Genomic DNA, 18,533 nt, shown 5'->3' on the forward strand with positions numbered 1-18,533 from the left:
ATGGCTATTTCATTAGTTGAAAATGGAAAGAAGAAAGAAGGCTTTATCGACTTCACGCCTTATTTCAACAAAATTAAGCACAAGCTGATCTGGTGCCTGGTAGTGGTGGTGGTGGCTGCCGCGGCGTCGTGGATCCTGACGCGCTTTATGTCATCCAGCTATACCGCAACCGCGACGGTGCTGTTTAAAGCGCAGTCGCAGGATGTTACCCCCCTGCCGCGGCTGGAAAACTATGATTCCACCCGCAGCGATTACTATGAAACCAAATACGCGCTGATGGGCTCCCGCGTCGTGCTGGAAGCCGCGGTAAAAGCGCTAAAGCTGGATCGGGACCCGGAATTTAACGGCGGGGACAATCTTGATGAGGCCGCACGGGTCAATAATGCGCTGCGCGCCCTGCAAAAAAACCTGACCATCTCCGGCGTGCGCACCACGCAGCTAGTATCCGTTTCGATGGAGGCGAAATCGCCGCAAAAAGCCGCCGATATCGCCAACGGCGTGGCGCAGGCGTTTATCGATTACAGCCTGGCGCAGAAGCAGAAAATCTTACTTCAGGCCCAGGGCTGGAACGAGAAAATGATGGACGATCTGCGCGATAAGCTCGATCGCCAGAAAGCCGACATCGATGATTTTCTCAAACAAAACGGCCTGCTGACCTTTCGCAGCATGGATGGCTACGAGACCGAGCGCCTGGGGATCGTGATTAACCATCTGGCCGACGCCACCCAGCGCCGTCTGAAAGCGCAAACGGTGTGGGACAAAGTGCGCCGTCAGCAGGGAAAAGCGCCGGAAGCCATCATCTCGCTGCCGGAAATTTCCGGTCATCCGCAGATTCAGGATCTGCGGATCGCGCTGATCCAGACGCGGCGTAACTTATCGGAAGCGGCGAAACACTATGGCCCTAAGCATCCGAAATATCTTCAGGCTCAGGCCCAGCTGCAGGTCGTCAACGGGCAGATAGGCCAGGTATTGGGGGAACTGCTTAACGGCTTACGCCAGCAGTATCAGATTGCGCTGGACGATGAACAGCACTATCAGAAGATGCTCGACGATCAGAAAGCCGACTTCCAGGCGCTGGGCGCCAAGCGCGATAAATACAACACCATGATGACCGCGCTGAACAAAACCGAAGAGCTGTATAAATCGCTGTATCAGCGGGCGAATGAGCAGAAGCTCTCCGAGAGCTTTTCGGTTCCCGATGAAGTGATCTACGATGCCGCCGTGCCGCCAAATCTTCCTTCTAAACCGCAGCGCGGTCTGCTTATCGTGATGGCGACCCTGATGGCGCTGGCGCTGTACATCATGTACCTGATAGTCAGCACCGCGCTCGACAAAACGGTGAACAGCATCAGCGAACTTAAAGCCAAAACGGGCCTTGATGCCAGCGGTGAGTTTCCGCTGTTGCCTCAGGCGAACAGCGCGAAGCTGACGTTCCAGAACCTGCTGTATGCCGATATGCTCCACAGCCTGCGCCTGGCGCTGCTCGGCCAGAATACTCATAGCGGGACGATACTGGTGACCTCGGCGCAGGCAGATGCCGGCAGCAGCCTGATTGCCGAAATGCTGGCGTGGTCCGCCGCTAAGTCAGGCAAAACCTTGCTCATCGATGTAGATTATCTGGCAAGCGCGGGGCTCTCCGCGCGCTATCCTCAGCATAAAACAGGGTTCAGCGAGCGTCTTGATGGCCGCAGCGCCGCGTCCCAGGCGGTGGCCCCCCTTTCCGAGACGCTGGATTTTATGCCGCGAGGCGAACTCAGCGACTCAGCCCTGCTGCTGCTCACTTCTGAACGGCTCCCGGCGCTGCTGACGACGCTGCGGCAGACCTACGATTATCTGATTATTGATGCGCCATCGCTCGGGCTGGCCCAGGACGCCCTGCTGCTGGCGCCGCACGTCGATATCAGCCTGCTGGTGGTCAACGCAGGCGAGCAGGCGTCGCGCATCCGCGACGCGCAACATCGTCTGCAAGCCGCCGCGCCAGCGCCTGTCGCCACCATGCTTAACCGGGTGCAAGAAGAGAACCTGGAGACGCAGGAGGGCAAACGCCTGCCCGAGCGCGGCATGGGCGAACTGATTTCACCGAAGTAGCGATTATGAACTTAATTAAGAGTATTTCTTCAATCGCCAGCTCCTCGGTCCTCTCGCAGGCGATCGGCGCTTTTTCCGTATGGCTGATTTCCCATCGCTACGGCATGGCGGAAGTCGGGCACTATGCGATGATCTACAGCAACGTGCTGATTGGCGCGCAGGTTTGCACCTTTGCGTCGCAGCTGCTGATCCCGCGCCAGGAAGAGCATGAGCTGGGGCAGAACGTGGTGTTTTGCCTGCTGCAAAGCCTGCTTCTGGCGCTGCCGTGGGCGGTCATCACCGGACTGATATTCCATCTCAATATCGCGTTTCTCTACCTGCTCACCTTCGGCTATGCGCTGGTTTTGATCGCCGAGAACCTCTCGCTGCGCGGCGGTAACTATCAGTTCCTCACCTTCCAGCGTATCGCCGTGTCGCTGGTGGTGGCGATAGCTCTGCTGGCGATGCCGAATACCACGCTGTTCTATATTGCCTGGATGGCGGGCATTTTGCTGCTGCTCGGCCTCTGCCTGCTGCGTTTGTTTCGCTTCAGTACCCTGACGCCGGCGCACTTTTCACCACGGGCGAACGGCCTTTTTGCGCGCCAGCACTGGCAGCACCTCAGCCGCGTCGGCAGCGCGGAAGTGCTGGCGATGGCCAGCAATAACCTGCCTACGATGTTGATAAATATCTGGTTTTCACCGCTGGTCGCCGGCTATTTCTCGGTGGTGAGCCGCTTCTGTTTATCACCGGTGATGATTGTCGGTAACGCGGTGCGCAACTCCATCTTTTCAAAATGGTCGATGGATTTTCGCAACGGCACCTTTAACTATCCGGAGTACAAAAAGATTCGCCTGATGCTGATGGCCGCGGCGCTGATCTGTATCCTTGGGATCTGGATTTTCTATCCGCTGGTCATGCGCCTGGGCTTCAGTCAGGAGTGGCTCAATTCCATTCCGACCTCACGCTATATGCTGCCCTATCTGTTCGCCGCGCTGGCCGTCAGTCCGCTGACCGTTATTGAGCTTATCTTTGGTTCTAAACGCTATTTTTTACGCATTCAGATCGAGCAGCTGCTGATTATTATCGTCGCTTTTATCGCGCTGCCTGAATTGGGCCAGCGCTATGAGATAGCCCTCCTGACGTTCTCCGTGCTGACCAGCATTCGCTATCTGTTCATCCTGCTGAAAATGAACAAACGGGCGCTACAGCTCTCCCGGCAGGAGCAGAAAATATGCAGCTAAACACTGGTCGCTATCTGGAGGTATTCGCGCTGACGACCATCGTCTTCTGCGGCACGATTCAGTATTTCACCGGCGTGGCAGCCGTGCTGTGGCTCCCCTTTTTCATGGTGCTGGTGATGGTGGTCCTGCTGATGATGCAAAGCCGGCCGCAGCCGCTGGCGCTTAGCACGCGCGAGAAGGTGGTGCTGGCGCTGTATCTGACGTTTATCATCCTCAGCCTCTGCGCCACGGTTTTACAATCCGGCATCGTTACCGCCATCGTCGGCTTCAAAAATGAACTGGCCCTGTCGCTGGTGATGTTTTGCATGCTGCTCGGCATGTTTCGCGAGTCGCAGCTGCACCGCCTGACCCGGCTATTTTACTGGCTGTTCTACGTCCAGTTCCCGCTGGCTATCTATCAGGTGCTGGTGGTGGTGCCAAAACGCGTGGCTTTGCGCGGCGAGGATGAAAAGTGGGATTCGGTGGTCGGCACGTTTGGCGGCGACCCGATGGGCGGCGGCAATACCGCGGCCATGGGGATGTTCTGCCTGCTGATTATGCTGCTGAAGGTGTCCGAATTTAAGCACGGTATCTGCTCGTTCAAGTCGATGGCGGCGCATATCGTGCTGGCCTTTTTCCTCTGCGTGGTGGGCGAGGTAAAATTCGTGATTCTGCTGTCGCCTTTCTTACTGGCGCTGCTGTGGATCATGCCCGCTTACGTCAGCGGCATCAGCAAAGTCACCCTGCGCTCGTTGATGATTATCGCCGCCGGAATGGTGGTGCTAATTTTTGCCGCTATCACCATTCTGGCGTCCAATTACTCGTCGGCCTTCGGCGGGGACCCGACCAAAAGCGCGCTCTCGGTATTTATCGATTCCCTCGGCTATATCTTTGATACCAATTACATTATGGAAAGCGGCGAGCTCGGCCGGTTTACCACTATTTTCTTCTGGCTCCAGCATAACGAGCTTTTTGGCCCCGGCGGGATGCTGTTTGGCTACGGTCTGAACGCCACCAACAGCGGCAGTACCGTCTCCCCCGGCTATATTGGCGCCTGGTATCATCTGATACTCGACTCCACCGCGCTGAGCATGATGCTGTGGGAAGTCGGTATTATCGGCGTGATCTTATTTATCGCCATGATTGCCGCTATTCTCATCGGCATGCGGCCCAAAGAGACCTTTTCCCGCTACGATCTCAAACGGGAAGATTTACAGCTGCTCAGCTCCGCGCCTGCGTTTTACGTCTTTGCCATTGGCTGTTTGCTCAGCCTTCCCTACAGCCAGATCCTGATGATCATTCCCATGCTACAGTTTTTATTATGGCTGGCCCTCGGGGCGCTTATTGTCATTCATCGTTCCGTCCGTCTGAACTCCGGTACCCAATATGAATAAAACGCCATCAATTACCGTCAGCATTAAGACCCTCAACGAAGCGCAGGGTATTGAAAAAACGATCGACAGCGTCCGCAAGCAATTGCAGCCTTACCCGCATCAGATTATCGTCGCCGATAGCCTGTCCACCGACAATACCCGCGAGCTGGCCGTCGCCAAAGACGCGATGGTGGTTTGCCTCGATAACGCGAAAGATCGATGCTGCGGTGTGGGCCATCAGCTGGGCTGGTTATTCAGCGAAGGGGACTATCTGCTGCTGCTGGACGGCGATATGGAGCTGGAGCCGGGTTTTCTCGACACCGCCGTGGCGTTTCTTGAAACGCATCCCGAATATGCGGGCGTGGCGGGCAGCGTCGAGATGGATGACGCCGCTAACTATGAGTTTAAATCGCGCAAGCAGCGTCTGCATCTTATCTATCCGCAGGGCGATACCGATCATCTTGGCGGCGGCGGCCTTTACCGCCGTTCGGCAATCGAGAAAATTGGCTATCTGACCAATCTTAACCTTCACGGTTATGAAGAAGCCGAATTGGGGATCCGTTTACAGGCCGCGGGCTATAAACTCCACCGCCTCGCCGCGCCCTATTTTAGCCATGCGTCCTATACTATGCCGACATTTAAAATGTTGACCTATCGCTGGAAGAACGGTTTTTTATGGGCGCCGGGTGAGCTATTACGCAACTGCTGGGGGAAAAAGCATTTCCCCGCCGCGCTTAAGATTGTTCGCAACGAACTGATATTCACGCTGTATATCCTGGTATTGATTATTTGCCTCCTGTCGTTCAATCCCGGTGTGATTATTATCGCCCTGCTTCCGCTGCTGGCGTTTATCGCGCTGAAGGCGATTAAAAATAAGTCGCTGCGGGACGGCCTCCAGAGCGTGATCAACTTATCGTTATTTTCCGCAGGTATGGTGCGAGGCCTGCTTAACTCCGTTCGCGATCCGCTGAAACAACCCGCCGTGACCGTCTCCAACCCAAAACATATCCAGACAGAACATGAAAATATTATTCGTTAATAAATTCTTTTTTATTAAGGGCGGAGCGGAAACCGTTTTTTTCCAGGAGCGAGACGCCATGCTGCAAGCGGGCTATCAGGTTGTCGACTTCAGCATGCAGCATGCGGAAAATAAGCCTTCGCCCTGGGAAAGCTTCTTCGTACATAACGTGGATTATCATCAAAGCCACGGGCTGACGGGCAAGCTCAAAGCGGGCATCGACTTTATCTACAACGCTGAGGCCTGCAATAAACTCAACACCCTGCTGCTGGAGCAGCGCCCGGATATTGTGCACTTTCATAATATCTACCACCAGCTGACGCCCGCCTTGATTGGCGTCGCTAAGCGCTTTGGCTGCAAAACCGTACTGACGGCGCACGATTATAAAATCGTCTGCCCATCGTACACCATGCTACGCGATGGCCACGTCTGCGATGACTGTCTTACCGGTTCGGTGAGCAATGCCTTTCGCCATCGTTGCCAGCAGGGCGATACCTTTAAAAGCCTGCTGCTCTCGCTTGAGGCCTACTGGCAAAAGTTCGCGCAAAATTACGCCATGCTCGATTGCATTATCGCTCCCAGCGAATTTATGCGTCAGACGCTGCTGCGTAAATTACCCAGATCGCGGATCGATGTGATCGTCAACGGTATTGATGCCAGCACCACGATCCCGGGCGATACGGCGGGGGATTATTTCCTCTATATCGGCCGCTTGAGCCGTGAGAAAGGCGTGGCCACCCTGGCGCTGGCGCAGCAAAAAATGCAGCAGTCCATGCCGCTGAAAATCGTCGGCGATGGCCCTCTCGGCAGCGACCTGCGCGCCCGCTTTAGCGGTCCGGAATTTCTCGGCTATATGCGCCACGGAGACGCGCTCAACGCGTTGATTCGCGGCGCGCGGGCGGTGATCGTCCCTTCCGAATATTATGAAAACTGCTCGATGTCGGTGCTGGAGGCCATGGCGTTCGGTCGCCCCGTCGTCGGCGGCAATATCGGCGGCATTCCGGAGCAAATTCGCGATGGCATTGATGGCTATCTGGTGGAACCCGGGGATGCCGACGCGCTGGCGCGCATCATGGATAGCCTGGCCGCCAATCCGCAGCAGGCGCGTGAAATGGGCATCAACGCACGCCAGCGTTTAGAGGAGAAATACGATCTCGCCCGGCATATGCAGGTTCTGCAGGAACTCTATCAGCAGCTCGTGGGGGAAACGAAATGAAGCTCAAAGTGACGGTGCTTGGCACCCGCGGTATTCCGAACGTCCAGGGCGGCGTTGAGACCCACTGCCAGAATCTTTATCCGGAAATCTATCACCAGAATCACGCCGATATCTGCGTCATTGCCCGCTCACCGTACGTGGACTATCGCCATAGCGAATATAAAGGCGTGCGGTTGAAAAGCCTGTGGGCGCCCAAAAGCCGTAAATTCGAAGCCATTATTCACTCTACGCTGGCCGCCTTCACTACCCTCTTTGACGGCTCAAATGTGGTTCACGTTCACGCGGTCGGCCCTGGCCTGGTGGTCCCGCTGCTGCGCCTGCTCGGCAAGCGCGTCGTTTTTACCCACCACGGGCCGGACTACGATCGCCAGAAGTGGGGCAAAATGGCGAAAGAGATGCTGCGCCTCGGTGAGAAATGGGCGGTGAAATATGCCAACGAGGTTATTGTTATCTCGGAAGTGATTAATACGCTGATTAAGACCAAACACGGCCGTACCAACGCTAACGTGATCTATAACGGCGTGCGCCAACCGCAGCTTCCCGCCGAAGAGACGCGACGGGCCACGCTGAATCAGTATTCGCTGGAAGCCGGACAATACGTTGTCGCCGTCGCCCGTTTTGTGGAAGAAAAAGGGCTGCACGATCTGCTTGCCGCCTACAAAGCCTCGAACTGTTCGCTGCCGCTGGTGCTAATTGGCGATGCCGACCATCCCGATGAGTACAGCGAGCGGCTGAAGAAGCAGGCGGCCGAAACCCCGGGAGCGATCATGACCGGTTTTATTAGCGGCGATCCGCTGCACACTTTGTTCTCACAGGCCGGGCTTTTTGTTCTACCGTCTTATCACGAAGGGCTGCCCATTGCCCTGCTGGAAGCCATGTCCTGGTCACTGCCGGTTATCGTCAGCGATATCCCGGCCAACCTCGAGATTGGCCTGCCTGCCGAGGTCTATTTTCCGACGGGCAATGTCGCCGCGCTGGCGCAAAAGCTCCAGTCCTGGCGCGGCGAGGAGACCGCGGATTACAGCCAACTGATGCCTAAATACCGCTGGCCGGACATTGCGGCAAAAACCGCTCAGGTCTATCAGCGTTTAATGAATAAGAGTCAACCGTGACTAAATCAACATCCGACCTGGTCGTCGAGCGCTTTTATTCCGCGCTTGACCCGGAAACAGAAACCTCACTCACGCCGGAACAAAAGCGCGGTATTGAACAGGCGCTGGTGAGATCGAGCCTGGCCTCGCGCCATCGCATCGATTTTCGCCATAGTTTTCCTTTTCTGCATCGCCGCTATTTCGTGGTCTTTTTATGCGGCCGCGATCTGCGCAAAATTCCGCGAGAGAGTACGCTGCTCGGGCGTATATTCTCCACCCTGGCGATTACCATCGCCGTGCTGTTCGCCATTCTTGCGGTGCTGCTGGCGCTCTATATGCTGAAATCCGCGCTGGGTATCGATGTGTTTAAAAACTTCCACGTCGGTATCTGGACGTGGTTTGTGAACCTCCACGATAAAGTGAATTAACGATGAGCTCTTATTCGCTGCGCCGCGCCGCGCGCCTTGTGGCGCTACTGCTAGCCGGAGTCATACCCTCAGCGGCAGTGCTGGCTGAACGCACGGTTATCACCCCGCCGGCCTTTACCGGTCTGTTGACGAACCCAGGGATCGGCGTGGCCAGTTTCCACGATGGTTATGGTCAGAAACCCTCTCTGAAAGAGTATCCGGACACCGGGTTTGAATACGATCGCTTTTACTGGAGCGATCTGGAGCCTGAAGAAGGCGTCTATGATTTTGCGCCGATCGATCGTGCTTTCAGCGTCGCCGCCCAGCATCAGCCGGCGATGAACGTCGGATTGCGTTTCATGGCGCTCGATGAACCGCAATCGGGCTCGAAAATCCCCGCCTGGCTTATCAAAAAAGGCATTCAGGGACAATGGGTCGAAAATGGCAAAACCTTTGTGCCGGACCTCAGCGATCCGACCTTTATCGCCTATGCGCAAAAGCTGCTTAACGCCCTCGGCGCGCGTTATGACGGCAATCCGAACCTCGCGTTTGTCGATATCGGCATGGTGGGTTCGTGGGGGGAATGGCACAACTCCAATTTCACTGACGTTGCGCCGTTGCTGGAAAAGTACGCTCCGGAGCAGCTCAATCGCTACGTTGATATGCACTTCAGCAGCTTCCCGAAAACGCCCAAAATCATGTTAATCAGCGGCGGTAATTCGCTGGCCTGGGCCAGCCAAAAAGGCGCGGGGTGGCGCGCGGATTGCTGGGGAGACTGGCATAACTTTTCCGCAGAGTGGAGCCATATGCGCGATGATTATCCTCAACGCCTGGCCGCGGCGCAGACGGCGTGGTCCGGGTTTAATGATAGCTGGCAGCACGCCCCCGTTAGCCTGGAAATTTGCGGTTATATGGCGGAGTGGGAAAGCGTGCAGCACTACACCCGCGAAGAGGTCCAGGCAAGCTTCGACTGGGCATTAGCGCAGCACGCCAGTACCCTGAATCTGAAATCGCGTCCGGTACCGGCAGCGTATCGCGATATCGTTGATAGCGCGTTATTGCGAATCGGCTACCGCTACCGGGTGGGTCAGATGGAATGGGATACGCCCGTACGCAGCGGCATGCCGCTTACGCTAAACGTCACCTGGCGTAACGACGGCGTCGCGCCAGCCTATCTCCCGTACCTTGTGCAATGGCGGATAGTCAATGACGCCGGAACGACCGTTACGCAAATCAAAACGGCGGATGACGTTCGCCAGTGGCTGCCCGGCGATCATCACAGCAGCGCTACGCTGCCGCTGCCTGCCGGACTCCCGGGCGGCCAATATCGCCTGGAAGCGGCCCTGACCAATTATCAGGGCCAGCCGCGTATTCAACTCGCTAACGAAGGTAAAACCGGTGATGGATGGTATTCACTGGCTTCGTTTAACCTTAAGGAATAACCATGTTTGAGGCTATCAGGCTGGTCGCCCGGGAAATCAAATCCTGCGGCGGCATAAAAGCGAAAATCGCGGTTCTGCTTTATCGTCTGGCGACGCTCTATCGCAGCCGTAATCCTCTGTGGAAGATCTGCGGGATCCCCTTCGTTATTCTCAATATCGTGATTAACGAGTGTTTATTTTGCATTGAGCTGCCGTGGCGAGCGCGCATTGGCTATGGGCTGAAGCTGTATCATCCGCACTGCATCGTGATTAATCGGGGAACGGTCATCGGCCAGAACTGCACCCTGCGCCAGGGCGTCACGATTGGCAGCGTGACCGACAGTCAGGGTCGTGAGGGCGACAGCCCGCGCATCGGCGATAACGTCGAATTTGGCGCCCACGCCGTGGTGATTGGCGCGGTCACGCTGGGCGACAACGTCAAGGTTGGGGCAGGCACGGTGGTGACCAAAGATCTGGCCGCAGGAATGATTGCCGTCGGTCAACCCTGTCGGATATTAAACGGTATTTAGCGCGGGTTTGCCTGGGAAGGAAACCCGCGCTGGTCGAAACGCGGGTTTTATTGCGAGCAGGATGACAGCCGCCGACCGGAACTCAGGCTCTCAGCTTAACCGGTTCGCTAAAATCATCGGCGGGCTCCAGCTTAAGACTGAACGTCGCCAGCAACGCTTCGGCTCGTTCGTGAAAACCACGTAGCGTCTTTTCAAGCTTTTCAGTGACTTCAGGATCGTCAATCGCGACCGGACGCCAGACGCCCTCTTTGTCGAACAATCCAAACTGATAGCTATAGGTGAAGCGCGATTCCTGCGCTTCCATCTCCATCCACCATCCCCAGAACTCGCGTTTTTCAGGCGCTGGTTTTACGTTGACGCAAACAGCCAGGCAATCGAAAAAGAAGCGGTTGTCTTCACATTGCTCCTCACGGATGTAAGGGCCAAGCGCCGTGAATTTCTTAATCAGCTTACTCTTCAGGTGTCCACTCGGTAACGTCATTGCGATCTCCTTTAGTGATGCCATGACGTTACCAAATCGATAGAATTTAGCAATATATTAACTAAATCTATGGCTAATCCAGCGGGCGATCTGCCGCAGCGCGTGATCGAAATTGCGATAGACCGGATTGAACGGGATCTCCAACAGCTTGCCGTCGGATGATGATGAAGTAATCAGCCGCGACTCCTCCTCCGGGCTGAACGGATCGTCTTTCCAGAAGCCTGAGAGCATCGGCGTGGGGCAGCGGCGTCCCAGCAGCCCCTGAACCTTCAGGGAATAGCGGTTAAGCTCAACGCGCAGCGCGTCGTCGGAAGCGTCATGCATCCCCAGCCGCGAAGCCAGAACGTCAAGATACATCTCCGGCACCCGCCCCTGATGCAGCGGGTCCACCAGCAGGCCGTGTACCACCGGCCCCAGGCAGGCCACCGCCTTCAGGCGCTGGGACTCAAGATAGCCCAGCCGCACGGCGATATTCGCGCCGAAACGGAAACCAAAGGCGGCCACGCGGGTATGATCGATCCAGGGCACATTAGCCAGATGCTGCAGCACATACTGGTGCAGCAGACTGGTATCCTGGGTCAGCTTGCATTTTGAGGAGAAACCGATGGAGGGCATATCCACGGTCAGCATAGCGATACCCAACGGCGCAAAATAGTTTTCATACAGGTTGTAATAGTCGGTCTGTAGCGCGTCAAGCCCGCCGCACATCAGTACCGTCGGGAACGGCCCATCGCCTGGCGGCATATGCAGGAAACCGGTGATCGGCGCGGCGCCGGGGATAGAGAACTCCAGCTCTCGCAGCTTGCCGGGCAAGCGCTGAGCGGCTTCTTCATAAGCCCGGTATGCCAGCACCTGCGCCTGTTCCGCCAGCTCATCGCCCTTGATGTGCGGATAGGCGGCAATGCTGTAAAGGTTTGCCGCATGGAGCCAGTGACGACCGCTCACGAGCAGATTCTCTTCCTGACCGGCCTTCTGCTGCCAGTCCATCGCCTGTTTGGCCCATTCAAAGATCCAGTTGCCGCCGCGATAGCCAACGACCGTATCGTAAAGCTCCGGGTCGGTTCGCTCGGCATCGCTCATGACGATGCGCGCCTGCACGTCGAGGATTTCCTGCGGCGTCACGCCACGCCAGATCCACATCAGGCGGTTAATCAATCGATACCAGTGATCAACGTGATTACCGCTGAGCGCAGACTGGATCGGTTGCTGCGCTCCGGTATTAAACCGACGCACCAGCGTGGAGGTTTCCGGATGTTTGAATCGGGGTTTAAACAGCGTTTCGCTAAGGTTAGCCTGGGACATGTGCAGCCTCCATCATGTTGCCACTGAAGCTATTGTAACCTGCGCAAGGGTAAAAAAAACCACGCCCGGCAAAACCGGGCGTGGTAATTAGCATTTATGCTGGAAATTAACGACCTGCGATAGGCGGTACGAACACCACGCCCATATCCCACGGCTGTTCAATCCAGGTATCCTGGGGAATATCAACAACATAATCATCAACCAGCGGGCGACCGGCCGGTTTTGCGAAGATAGTGACAAAATGTGCTTTCGGATACATTTCGCGGATGGCTACGGCGGTACCGCCGGTGTCGACGAGGTCATCGATCACGATAAAGCCTTCGCCATCGCCTTCCGCACGTTTCAGCACGGTCAGTTCACGCTGATTATCGTGGTCATAGCTTGAGATGCAAACGGTATCAACATGACGAATACCCAGTTCACGCGCCAGTAGTGCTCCCGGTACCAGACCGCCGCGGCTAACGGCAATAATGCCTTTCCACTGTTCAACCGGCAGCAGGCGAGTGGCCAGCTTGCGGGCGTGAATCTGCAACATGTCCCAGGTGACGACGTATTTTTCGCTCATGTGAAGTGTCCCAGCCTGTGTAATACGGCTTAAATAATGTTCGAGGGGGAAAATGGTTGCGCGAGATTATAGAGATCTGACGCGCTAAAAACCAGCGTTAAGCGGCCACGACGACTCTTTTTACGTGGTTTACACTACCAGAGTACACGGAAAGTGGTATTCTCAACCCCATCGCGCAAGCCCGGGCTTGTAGTGTATTTGATTGCTAACCCCTCGATCTGCAAACGACTTTTGCAGGTGATTGTAAGGAGACTTATCGTGTCTGAACTGTCTCAATTATCCCCGCAGCCGCTGTGGGATATTTTTGCCAAAATCTGCTCTATTCCTCACCCCTCCTATCACGAAGAACAGCTCGCTGAGCACATCATGGGCTGGGCAAAAGAAAAAGGCTTACACGCGGAACGCGACCAGGTTGGCAACATTCTGATTCGTAAAGGCGCGACTGCCGGTATGGAAAACCGCAAACCGGTTGTGCTGCAGGCGCACCTCGATATGGTGCCGCAGAAAAACAACGATACCGTTCATGACTTCGCTAAGGACCCGATTCAGCCGTACATCGACGGCGAGTGGGTCAAAGCGCGCGGCACCACCCTGGGCGCCGACAACGGTATTGGCATGGCTTCCGCGCTGGCGGTACTGGCTGACGACAACGTGGTTCACGGCCCGCTGGAAGTGCTGCTGACCATGACGGAAGAAGCCGGTATGGACGGCGCGTTTGGCCTGCAGGCCAACTGGCTGCAGGCGGATATCCTGATCAACACCGACTCCGAAGAAGAAGGTGAGATTTACATGGGCTGCGCGGGGGGTATCGACTTCACCTCTGACCTGGCGCTGACCCGTGAAGCCGTTCCGGCCGGTTTCCAGAGCTTTAAGCTGACCCTTAAAGGACTCAAAGGCGGCCACTCCGGCGGCGAGATCCATGTTGGTTTAGGTAATGCCAACAAGCTGCTGGCACGCTTCCTCGCAGGCCATGCTGAAGAGCTGGATCTGCGCCTGGTCGATTTCAACGGCGGCACCCTGCGCAACGCGATCCCGCGTGAAGCGTTCGCGACAGTCGCCGTGGCCGCGGATAAAGCGGACGCGCTGAAAGCGCTGGCTAATGAGTACCAGGCGATCCTGAAAAACGAGCTGGCGGCCAAAGAGAAAAACCTGACTGTGCTGCTGGAGTCGGTTGCTAACGAGCAGCCTGCGCTGACGGCCCAATCTCGTGATACCTTTGTGCGTCTGCTGAACGCCACGCCAAACGGCGTCATCCGCAACTCTGATGTGGCAAAAGGCGTGGTGGAAACCTCGCTGAACGTCGGCGTGGTGACCATGACCGGCGACAACGTGCAGATTCACTGCCTGATTCGCTCGCTGATCGACAGCGGCAAAGATTATGTCGTGAGCATGCTGGATTCGCTGGGCAAGCTGGCCGGTGCGAAAACCGAAGCGAAAGGCGCCTACCCGGGCTGGCAGCCGGACGCCAACTCGCCGGTGATGCATCTGGTGCGTGAAACCTATCAGCGTCTGTTCAACAAGACGCCGAACATCCAGATTATCCACGCGGGCCTGGAGTGCGGGCTGTTCAAAAAACCGTATCCGGATATGGACATGGTTTCTATCGGGCCAACCATCACCGGTCCTCACTCCCCGGATGAGCAGGTTCATATCGAAAGCGTGGGCCAGTACTGGACGCTGTTGACTGAACTGCTGAAATCCATTCCGGCGAAGTAAGACAACACAGGCCCACTCCGCAGAGAGTGGGCCTTTTCTTTATAAAATGACCGAGCGAAAGCACGCCGTGCCGATTGTGGTAACCGCATCCGGGCATACCTGTCACGCGCTGTATGTGGGGTCGATTTGCCGCCGCATCAAATAATTAAGAAATTGTTCACCCCGCGCCGTCACTTCCTGTGGCTGCATAACGGTGAAGCCGTGACGCGCAAAAAAGGGCTTTGCCGTAATACTGGCCTCTACCGTATAAACGCGCTCAGGAAGCTGCCTCAATAGCGTATTGAGCAGCGCGCTGGCGACGCCCTGGCGGCTATAGTCGGGAGAGACAAATAGTAAATCGATATAGTCATCCACGGCGGTAATAAACCCGACCGGCGAGGCATCATTTATTGCCACCAGTACGCGTGACGCCGCGAGTTTTTGCCGCCAGCGGGCTTCATCAACCTGCGCCCAGGCGGCAATTTGCCGGGGGGAATAGTCAGCGCTGGCGGTCTCTTTAACGGCGCGTAAAAATAGTGCGCATAGCGCCGGAAAATCCCCCTCTTCGTACATTCTTATCGTTAACATCGTTACAATCCCAAAACGAGTTGCCGCTCCAGCTGCGGATCAAGCAGCGTCACGTGCAGCCCCACCAGCCTGACTCCCCGACCTCCGCGCCGCTCGTGCCAGGCTTTATGCGCGGTAGAAATCAAATCATCTTTATTCAGCCGGGGCCAGACATGTTCCTGGGTGGTGAGCTGAAAATCATTAAACTTCAGCTTGACCCCCTGACGGGCAATCAGCAAATCCGGTTTAACCTTCGCCAGTCGCCGTTCCAGCTCCGGGTAGAGGTTCTCAATAATCGATTCACACTCCGCCCATTCGTGGATATCTTCTATCAGGGTTCGTTCAACGCCCACCGATTTGCGCTGGCGCTCGCTGCTGATTTCTCGTTCATCAATCCCCTGGCTGCGCTCCCACAGTATCCGCCCAAATTTACCAAAGCGCTTGAGCAGCATCGCCAGATCGCTGTTCTGCACATCTTCACAGGTCCTCAGCCCCATGCTCTCGAGCTTCGCGGCGGAAACCTTGCCGACCCCCGGGATCTTCGATAGCGGCAACGTTTTGACAAACTCCGCGACCTGATGCGGCGCAATAACAAACTGACCGTTGGGTTTATTCAGATCCGAGGCGATTTTTGCGAGAAATTTTACCGGCGCAATTCCTGCGGAGGCGGTCAAATTTAGCTCTTGATGGATGGTCTCGCGGATCTCCTGCGCCATCAGCGTCGCTGACCCCTGACAATGAACGCTGTCGCTAACGTCGAGATAGGCTTCGTCCAGCGATAATGGTTCGATTAACGAGGTATAGCGGGAAAAAATCTCCCGGATATGGTTCGACGCCTCTTTATAGGCGTCAAAGCGGCCGGGAAGCAGCGTCAGGTGGGGGCAAAGTTTGAGCGCGGTGGCGGTTGGCATGGCGCTGCGCACGCCGAATTTACGCGCCGGATAGTTAGCCGTACTGATAACACCGCGCTGCACCCGACTGCCGCCAATGGCAATAGGGATGTCGCGCAGTGCCGGGTTGTCACGCATTTCCACCGCCGCGAAGAAGCAGTCCATATCAACGTGGATGATTTTACGCATAGCCAAACCTTAGACTGTACATGCATACAGTATAGCAAAATACGGCGAAATTTAATCTTTTTAAATCCACTATCCTGAAAAACGTGCTACAACATAAAAATGCAATAAATATAAGTTACTTTTCATATAGTTATATGAGCATATAAGGTGAATGCAATCATGAAGTCAATACTTACTGCGCTTGGTTTGCTTATTGCCAGCAGCGCCTGCGCCGCGCCGCAGCTCATTGCCCATCGGGGAGGCACCGGCGATGCGCCGGAAAATACCCTTCCGGCGATAAAACTTGCGCTGGAGAATAAGGCCGAGGCGATTTGGATAACGGTACAGTTAAGCCAGGATGGCGTTCCGGTCTTATATCGCCCGAGCGATCTGTCCGCGCTGACTGACCATACGGGGAAAATCTCAAGCTTCAGCGCTGCCGAGCTGACTCGTATGGACGCGGGATGGACATGGGGCGGTGAAACTCACCCTTGGCGCGGTAAAAACGCAACCATTCCAACGCTGCAATCGGTACTGGAACAGTGGCCGCAGACCTTCTTTTACATCGATATCAAATCACCTGATGCAGATCCGGCCATCATGGCGGCGCGTCTTAGCGAAGTACTGCAAAAGACCAATAGCCTCTCGCGCGTACGGGTGTATTCAACGGAAGACCGCTATATCGCGGCGCTGCCAGCATCTATCCCCCATTTCGTCAGCCGGGGCGAAACGCGAACGAAGCTGGCTAATATTTCGCTTAGCCACCAGTGCCAGCCAACTGCGGCGTCGGGCAATGAATACTGGTACGGTCTGGAGCTGAAACGCAAGGTAGAAATAGTGGAGAAGTTCACGCTGGGCGAAGGCGTATCGCCAGCCACGCTCACCTGGGATAAAGAAGCTATGGATTGTTTCCGCTCACAGGGCAAAGCCCATATTGTCTTCTTCGGCATTAATAGTGCCGATGATTTTCGTACCGCAAGCGAGCTTGGCGCCGACGGCGTGATGGTAGACTCGCCGGCGAAAGCGAAAACCTGGTAAATCAAAAAAGGCCGCACGGTGCGGCCTGCTGATTATAGGATGCGATCCTGCTTGCGCTGCGCTTCGCGAGCCAGGCGTTTTTTGCGCGCATCGCAGGGCTCAGGACAGTCGCAGACCTTTTCCATACCCAGCGATGAGATCCCGCCGCAGCTGCCCTGAATACTTTTGCGCTTGATCAGATAACCAAGCGACATTCCCAGGATAACCAGCGCGAAAATCACGAAGGTCGCGACAAATACCGTCAGCATCATCAGCCTCCAAAATCGTCCAGCATGATGTTTTCATCCTCAACGCCGAGATCTTTAAGCATTTTAATGACCGCGGCGTTCATCACCGGCGGCCCGCACATGTAGAATTCACAATCTTCCGGCGCCGGGTGATCGCGCAGATAGTTTTCATACAGAACGTTATGAATAAAGCCGGTATGGCCGGTCCAGTTATCTTCCGGCTGCGGATCGGAGAGCGCCACGTGGAAGGTAAAATTCGGGTTTTCCCGCGCCAGCTGCTCGAATTCGTCATCATAGAACATTTCTCGCAGAGAGCGCGCACCGTACCAGAAGCTGATTTTACGTTTGCTGTGCAGCCGCTTAAGCTGGTCGAAAATATGCGAGCGCATCGGCGCCATCCCCGCTCCGCCGCCGATAAAGACCATCTCAGCATCCGTTTCTTTGGCAAAAAATTCCCCAAACGGCCCGGAAATCGTCACTTTATCGCCCGGCTTCAGCGACCAGATATAGGAGGACATGATCCCCGGAGGCGCATCAGGTACCTGCGGCGGCGGCGTTGCGATACGCACGTTGAGCATGATGATACCCTTCTCTTCCGGATAGTTAGCCATGGAGTAGGCGCGTAGCGTTGGCTCTTTCACGTCAGAGACGTAGCGGAAAAGGTTAAATTTATCCCAGTCGCCGCGATACTCGTCCGGAACGTCAAAATCGGCATAGGCAACCTTGTGCGAGGGGCATTCGATCTGAATATACCCGCCGGCCCGGAACGGAACCGCGTCACCGTCCGGCACGCGCAGCTTCAGCTCCTTGATAAAAGTGGCTTTGTTATCGTTCGAGATAACTTCACACTCCCACTTCTTAACGCCAAAAATCTCCTCCGGCAGCTCAATTTTCATGTTCTGCTTCACCGCGACCTGGCAGGCCAGACGGCAGCCCTCTCTCGCCTCACGCTTGGTGATATGAGACAGTTCGGTAGGCAGAATATCACCGCCGCCCTCTTTCACCGTCACCCGGCACTGGCCGCAGGAGCCGCCGCCGCCGCAGGCGGATGAAACGAAGATACCGTTGCTGGAGAGCGTATTCAGCAGCTTGTCGCCGGCCGGAGTACGAATTTGTTTATCCGCTTCGTTATTGATTTCAATGACCACGTCGCCCGCATTCACTAATTTCGAACGCGCGGCCAGTATCAGCCCCGATAGTACCAGGACGATCAGCGTGAACATCACTACGCCAAGAATTATTTCCATACTTTCC

18 protein-coding genes are annotated in these 18,533 nt (G+C 55.8%); 11 read left to right on the plus strand and 7 right to left on the minus strand.

What is annotated here, in order from left to right; all coding sequences use genetic code 11:
* Genes ABLU87_RS29235 through ABLU87_RS29275 form a run of 9 tightly spaced genes read left to right on the plus strand, consistent with a single transcriptional unit; the run spans position 1 to position 10,346 of the window.
* Positions 1–2,088 carry a polysaccharide biosynthesis tyrosine autokinase gene (locus tag ABLU87_RS29235; protein ID WP_122117421.1) on the plus strand — a complete coding sequence of 696 codons (2,088 nt, stop codon included), beginning with the start codon at positions 1–3 and terminating at the stop codon, positions 2,086–2,088.
* A gap of 5 nt (positions 2,089–2,093) precedes the next feature.
* Positions 2,094–3,311 (plus strand): capsular biosynthesis protein, encoded by a 1,218-nt coding sequence (locus tag ABLU87_RS29240; RefSeq protein WP_049084241.1) that lies wholly within the window; start codon positions 2,094–2,096, stop codon positions 3,309–3,311.
* Positions 3,302–4,684 (plus strand): capsular biosynthesis protein, encoded by a 1,383-nt coding sequence (locus tag ABLU87_RS29245; protein WP_122117420.1) that lies wholly within the window; start codon positions 3,302–3,304, stop codon positions 4,682–4,684. Before ABLU87_RS29240 ends, ABLU87_RS29245 begins: the two co-directional genes overlap by 10 nt.
* Positions 4,677–5,702 (plus strand): glycosyltransferase, encoded by a 1,026-nt coding sequence (locus tag ABLU87_RS29250; protein WP_048261290.1) that lies wholly within the window; start codon positions 4,677–4,679, stop codon positions 5,700–5,702. The genes ABLU87_RS29245 and ABLU87_RS29250 overlap by 8 nt, the downstream gene beginning before the upstream one ends.
* Complete coding sequence (locus ABLU87_RS29255; RefSeq protein ID WP_122117419.1) at positions 5,683–6,897, plus strand: glycosyltransferase family 4 protein; 1,215 nt, start codon at positions 5,683–5,685, stop codon at positions 6,895–6,897. Before ABLU87_RS29250 ends, ABLU87_RS29255 begins: the two co-directional genes overlap by 20 nt.
* Positions 6,894–8,009 carry a glycosyltransferase family 4 protein gene (locus ABLU87_RS29260; RefSeq protein WP_122117418.1) on the plus strand — a complete coding sequence of 372 codons (1,116 nt, stop codon included), beginning with the start codon at positions 6,894–6,896 and terminating at the stop codon, positions 8,007–8,009. The genes ABLU87_RS29255 and ABLU87_RS29260 overlap by 4 nt, the downstream gene beginning before the upstream one ends.
* The gene (locus ABLU87_RS29265; RefSeq protein ID WP_014228040.1) at positions 8,006–8,416 is read left to right on the plus strand and encodes a hypothetical protein; all 411 of its coding nucleotides are present in this window, start codon (positions 8,006–8,008) and stop codon (positions 8,414–8,416) included. Before ABLU87_RS29260 ends, ABLU87_RS29265 begins: the two co-directional genes overlap by 4 nt.
* 2 nt (positions 8,417–8,418) lie before the next feature.
* Positions 8,419–9,837, plus strand: a complete 1,419-nt coding sequence (locus ABLU87_RS29270) for a DUF4832 domain-containing protein (protein ID WP_122117417.1) — start codon at positions 8,419–8,421, stop codon at positions 9,835–9,837.
* Between the two features lie 2 nt (positions 9,838–9,839).
* The gene (locus ABLU87_RS29275; RefSeq protein ID WP_025107263.1) at positions 9,840–10,346 is read left to right on the plus strand and encodes a serine acetyltransferase; all 507 of its coding nucleotides are present in this window, start codon (positions 9,840–9,842) and stop codon (positions 10,344–10,346) included.
* Between the two features lie 82 nt (positions 10,347–10,428).
* On the opposite strand, the gene crl is transcribed toward ABLU87_RS29275, so the two are convergent.
* From crl to gpt, 3 genes are all read right to left on the minus strand, one after another.
* Positions 10,429–10,827, minus strand: a complete 399-nt coding sequence (gene crl / locus ABLU87_RS29280; RefSeq protein WP_004847949.1) for a sigma factor-binding protein Crl — start codon at positions 10,825–10,827, stop codon at positions 10,429–10,431.
* 57 nt (positions 10,828–10,884) lie between these two features.
* On the minus strand, positions 10,885–12,129 hold the full coding sequence (gene frsA / locus ABLU87_RS29285; RefSeq protein ID WP_122117416.1) for an esterase FrsA: 1,245 nt from the start codon (positions 12,127–12,129) through the stop codon (positions 10,885–10,887).
* A gap of 106 nt (positions 12,130–12,235) precedes the next feature.
* Complete coding sequence (gene gpt / locus ABLU87_RS29290) at positions 12,236–12,694, minus strand: xanthine phosphoribosyltransferase (protein ID WP_004129200.1); 459 nt, start codon at positions 12,692–12,694, stop codon at positions 12,236–12,238.
* A gap of 258 nt (positions 12,695–12,952) precedes the next feature.
* On the opposite strand from gpt, the gene pepD reads away from it, so the two are divergent.
* Positions 12,953–14,410: a cytosol nonspecific dipeptidase gene (pepD, locus tag ABLU87_RS29295; protein ID WP_025107264.1), complete on the plus strand. Its 1,458-nt coding sequence runs from the start codon at positions 12,953–12,955 to the stop codon at positions 14,408–14,410.
* 102 nt (positions 14,411–14,512) lie between these two features.
* On the opposite strand, the gene ABLU87_RS29300 is transcribed toward pepD, so the two are convergent.
* Together ABLU87_RS29300 and dinB are read right to left on the minus strand one after the other, a co-directional pair.
* On the minus strand, positions 14,513–14,977 hold the full coding sequence (locus ABLU87_RS29300; RefSeq protein ID WP_227633889.1) for a GNAT family N-acetyltransferase: 465 nt from the start codon (positions 14,975–14,977) through the stop codon (positions 14,513–14,515).
* Positions 14,978–14,979: 2 nt separating this feature from the next.
* Positions 14,980–16,035, minus strand: coding sequence for a DNA polymerase IV (gene dinB / locus ABLU87_RS29305; protein WP_196942047.1), 1,056 nt, complete (start codon positions 16,033–16,035; stop codon positions 14,980–14,982).
* Between the two features lie 159 nt (positions 16,036–16,194).
* Between dinB and ABLU87_RS29310 the strand changes: the two genes are divergently transcribed.
* Positions 16,195–17,052: a glycerophosphodiester phosphodiesterase family protein gene (locus ABLU87_RS29310; protein ID WP_025107267.1), complete on the plus strand. Its 858-nt coding sequence runs from the start codon at positions 16,195–16,197 to the stop codon at positions 17,050–17,052.
* A 32-nt stretch (positions 17,053–17,084) separates the two neighbouring features.
* Here the strand turns inward: ABLU87_RS29310 and nqrM are convergent, their stop codons facing one another.
* Positions 17,085–17,300 carry a (Na+)-NQR maturation NqrM gene (gene nqrM / locus ABLU87_RS29315; RefSeq protein WP_004847934.1) on the minus strand — a complete coding sequence of 72 codons (216 nt, stop codon included), beginning with the start codon at positions 17,298–17,300 and terminating at the stop codon, positions 17,085–17,087.
* Between the two features lie 2 nt (positions 17,301–17,302).
* Positions 17,303–18,526: an NADH:ubiquinone reductase (Na(+)-transporting) subunit F gene (gene nqrF / locus ABLU87_RS29320; RefSeq protein WP_004847931.1), complete on the minus strand. Its 1,224-nt coding sequence runs from the start codon at positions 18,524–18,526 to the stop codon at positions 17,303–17,305.
* Between the last annotated feature and the right edge of the window lie 7 nt (positions 18,527–18,533).

This window comes from Klebsiella sp. CB_Kp196, assembly GCF_040061575.1.
GTDB lineage: Bacteria > Pseudomonadota > Gammaproteobacteria > Enterobacterales > Enterobacteriaceae > Klebsiella > Klebsiella michiganensis.